The following is a 4,290-nucleotide window of genomic DNA, read 5'->3' on the forward strand; positions in this document are numbered from 1 at the left end:
AGGCGCGGGCCGTGGCGGCTGGGTGCGGCGGGCCGGGCTCGGGCGGCGAGGCAGGGAACGGGGACGGGAACGGACGCGCGAGCGTGAGCGGGAGCGGGGCCGCGGCCGACAGGGCGGCCGGCAGGGCGGGCGGCGCGACGAGCGCTTCGTCCCGGACCTCGACCCCGACTTCGGGGACAGCGCCCTCACCGACGTACGGCACGACATCGTCATCGGCCGGTGGCAGGGCCTGCGGGACCTGCTGCGCGCCACCGGCCACCACTGGCCGCTGCGCACCCACCGCGTGCGGCTGCTCGCGCACGCCGCCGCCGGCAGCTCCGCCGTCGAGAGCTGGCGGGCCGCCGAACCCGACAACCCGGACAGCGCCGTCCTGCGGGCAGCCACCGAGGTCGTACGGGTCTTCGGCACGGCCATCGCCGCCGGGCGCGGCACCCCCGTCGACCGCGGCCGGCTCGACTCCGTCGTCCTCGCCTGCCTCGCCGCCGCCGACGCCGCGCCCGCCGACCCCATGCCGTGGGTGTCGCTGCTGACCGTGGCCCGCCTGTACGACGGCGGGGTCGGCCGCGCCGAGCTGCGCCGCTGGTGGGACGAGCTGCGGCGGCGCGACCCGCACAACACGGAGGGCCATGTGCAGGTGCTGCGCTACTGGTCGGCGCGGTGGCACGGCACGCACGGCTCGATGTACGACTTCGCGCGGGACGCGGCGGGCGCGGCGCCGCCCGGGTCGCCGCTGCCGGTGCTGGTGCAGATCGCGCGCGTCGAGGAGTACCGGTACGTCGTCGACGGGGCGCTCGGGCGGGGCCGCGGGCCCGGCTCCGTACGCGGCTTCGACCAGCACTGGAAGCACGAGCTGGCCGTGACGGAGGTACGCCGCACCTGGGAGCGCTGGATCGGTGACCGCGCGCCGGGCCCGGTGCGCCCCGAGGAGGTCGAGCTGCTCAACTACCTGCTCCACGCGGCCTGTCACGCGAACCGGATGGACGTCGCGGGTGAGGTGTTCGACCTGCTCGGGGCGCGGGCGTCGCGGGTGCCGTGGTCGTACACGGGCGATCCCGTGGAACAGTTCACGAGGTGGCGCGCACAGGCCCGCGCCACCTCGTGAAGCCTCGCGTACGGCGTGTGGGTCAGACGCCGATGTTCCGGCCGTCCTGGCGGTAGACGGCGACGACGGACGGGCGGACGACCTTGCCCGGCCCGTCGGGCCAGGCGGACGCCGGCTTCTCGAAGGTCGCCCCGTCCATCTCGCCCGGGTGCTGCACGGCGACCAGGACACGGCGGTCCTGGATGATCGGGCCGCACGTCTCGGCGCCGGCCGGCACGGTCAGGAACTGCTTCAGCTCACCGCGCCGCTCGCCGTGCGTGGCGACGCCGAACAGGCCGTCGTGGGAGCCCAGCTTGTTGCCGTCGGTGGAGATCCACAGGTTGCCGTGCGGGTCGAAGGCCAGGTTGTCCGGGCAGGAGATCGGGGACACCTTGTCCTTCGGGTAGCCCGCGAAGTACGACGCCGGGTCCTCCGGGTCGCCCGCGACGAGGAACAGCCGCCAGGCGAAACCGTCCGATGCCGGGTCGTCCCAGTGCTCGGCGAGCTCCAGGACGTGGCCGTGCTTGTTCTCGTTGCGCGGGTTGGCCTCGTCGGCGCCGGGCTTGCCGTCCGTACCGCGCTTGGTGTTGTTGGTGAGCGCCACGTACACGCGGCCGGTGCGCGGCGACGGCTCGACGTCCTCGGGGCGGTCCATCTTCGTGGCGCCGGCCTTGTCGGCGGCGAGGCGCGTGAAGACGTACACCTCCTCGGCGGTCATGCCCGGGATGTGCGAGACGTCGCCGGTGGCGAGCGGGATCCACACGCCGGAGCCGTCGAACTCGCCGTCGTTCGGGAGCTTGCCGGTGCCGTCGATCTCGGCGGCCGGGGAGTCGCCGGTCAGCTTGGCGACGTACAGGGTGCCCTCGTCGAGGAGGGTGAGGTTGTGCTCGCGTGCGGCGCGGCTGTTCCCCTTCTTCATGCGCTTCGACGACACGAACTTGTAGAAGTAGTCGAAGCGCTCGTCGTCACCCATGTAGACGACGGGACGGCCGTCGTGCGTGAGGCGCGGCTGGGCGGCCTCGTGCTTGAAGCGGCCGAGCGCGGTGTGCTTGCGGGGCGTGGAGTCGGGGTCGTACGGGTCGAGTTCGACGACCCAGCCGAAGCGGTGCGACTCGTTGGGCTCCCGGGCGGCGTCGAACCGCTTGTCGAACCGCTCCCACTTGCGCTCGGTGCCGCCGGCGCGGATGCCGTAGCGCTTGTCGGTGGGGGTCGAGCCGTTGGCGAAGTACTGGTTGAAGTTCTCCTCGCCGGACAGGATCGTGCCCCACGGGGTCGTGCCGCCCGCGCAGTTGTTGAGCGTGCCGAGGACCGTGCGGCCGGTCGGGTCGGCGGACGTCTTCAGCAGGTCGCTGCCGGCGGCGGGGCCGGTGAGGCGGAACTCGCTGGTGGCGGTGAGGCGGCGGTTGAGCGTGTGGCGCGTGACCGGCGTGAGCCGGCCGCTGCGGAACTCCTCCTGGACGACGACCACCGACAGGCCGTGGGCCGCCCACGCGGTCTCGACCTGCTCGCGGGTCGGGTTCTCCGGGTCGTAGCCGGGGAACATCAGGTTCTCGTCGGTGTACTCGTGGTTGGCGACGAGCACCTGGCGGCCGTGCTCGCGGCGCAGCGGGAGCAGGGACAGGAAGTCGTTGTTGTAGCCGAACTGGCCGGCCTGCGCCTTGGCGGACTGCCGGTGCGGGTCGAAGGCGGGCGCGCCGCGCAGGATGGGCTCGCCCCAGCGGATGACGACGTGCTGGGCGTAGCCGTCCGGGACGGTCACCCGGTCGGCGGTGTTGGGCGCGACGGGTGTGAAGCGCAGGCCGCGGGCGCCGCGGGCCCTGCCGTGCCCGCCGCCGCCCGGGTGCCAGCCGGTGGCGGTCGCCGCCTGCGCGTCGGGGGCCGCCGCGACGACGGCCGCGCTGCCGACGGCGGCCGTGACGGTGACGGCGGCGGCCGCGCGCATCATGGCGCGGCGGGAGAGGCTGCCGGCTATGACGTCGCCGACGTACTCGTTGTCGCTGGTGTTCGGCACGTCCTGGAAGCACGCGTCCCCGCAGCGGTAGCGGCAGGTGAGGGCGGACCGGCCGCCCGCGTGCGGGCGGGCGTTCAGCAACGGCAGCAGCTTGCGCACGTGGTTCCTCCTTCGGCGCACCCGCGCCGACATGGTGTCGGAATATCGTCCGGCGGCGACGTTAGGCGGACGTGCGTGCGGAACAGCGGCGGATGCGTGAACGCCGGATGAATGCGCGGCGTCCGGGGCGGTCTTGACGCGAGGGGACGACCGGAGAAGGACCGGGGAACGACCCGGGGAACGCCCCGGGAACGACCCCCGGAATGCCCCCTTCCCACGCCACACGGGGCGGCTAACCTTACGTGTCCGCCCTGGCCAGGGATGATTCCTAGTGATTCCCAGCAGTACGGACATTCACGGCACCCAATTTGCGAAAGGCCATGGCCCATGGGCATTCGGAGCTTGCTGCGCAAGGTGTTCGGACGCGACCGCGCGGAGCGTGACGAGTCGACGACCACTCCCTCCGTCCCGCCCCAGGCGGAACGCACGGTGCCCCAGGACGAGCCGGCGGCGACGGTGCCGTCCCCGTCGGCCCCGTCCCTGGCGGAACGCGCGGACGGCGCGCCCGCGTCGGACGCGGCATCGGGGAGCATCGCGGCGGAGCTGCTGGCGGCGTCCTTCGACAACGCGAAGGCCCGCCGTACGACGGTCCCCCCGGCCCGCGAGTCCACAAACCCGAACCAGAACACGCCGGTTACGGCCCCCGATCCCGAGCCCGCCACGCCGCCCGCCCGGACGGACGCCCAGGCCGCCGCACCTGAGGCGAACGCCCCGGAGCGGGAGCCCGACACGCCCGAGGCGGAGCCCACCCCGGAACCGGCAGCCGCCGCGCCCGAGGTGGAGCCCGCGGCCGAGTCCGCCTCCGCCGACGCGGAGAAGCCGACCGGGAAGCCCGCCGCCACGGCCGAAGCGCATGCCATCGCCCAGGCGGACGCCCCGGAGGCGGACGCGCCTGCCTCCGCCCCGGAGCCGACTGCCACAGCCGAGCCCGCCCCGGCCCAAGCGGCGTCGGTCACCGAGCCCGAGGCGGAGCCCGCCGCCGAGGCACCGGAGCCGACCCCGGCGACCGCCGATGCCGCTGCCGCGGCCGAGCCGGCGGCGGAGGAGGAGCGGCCCGAGCCCGAGGCGGCCGCCCGGGCGGAAGCACCCGCCGCCCCGC

At 74.5% G+C, this 4,290-nt stretch carries 2 protein-coding genes and 1 pseudogene; 2 read left to right on the forward strand and 1 reads right to left on the reverse strand.

Annotated features, from left to right (window positions below; translation table 11 throughout):
* Positions 1 to 22 precede the first annotated feature (22 nt).
* Complete coding sequence (locus HTZ82_RS13445) at positions 23 to 1,102, forward strand: hypothetical protein (RefSeq protein WP_309235452.1); 1,080 nt, start codon at positions 23 to 25, stop codon at positions 1,100 to 1,102.
* A 22-nt stretch (positions 1,103 to 1,124) separates the two neighbouring features.
* Here the strand turns inward: HTZ82_RS13445 and HTZ82_RS13450 are convergent, their stop codons facing one another.
* A complete protein-coding gene (locus HTZ82_RS13450; protein WP_175409591.1) occupies positions 1,125 to 3,191 on the reverse strand; it encodes a PhoX family phosphatase in 2,067 nt (688 codons plus the stop codon).
* Between the two features lie 327 nt (positions 3,192 to 3,518).
* Between HTZ82_RS13450 and HTZ82_RS13455 the strand changes: the two are divergent.
* Positions 3,519 to 4,290: pseudogene (locus HTZ82_RS13455) on the forward strand (hypothetical protein); the annotation flags it as partial.

It is taken from the genome of Streptomyces sp. TRM64462 (assembly GCF_013362995.1).
Taxonomy (GTDB): Bacteria; Actinomycetota; Actinomycetes; order Streptomycetales; family Streptomycetaceae; genus Streptomyces.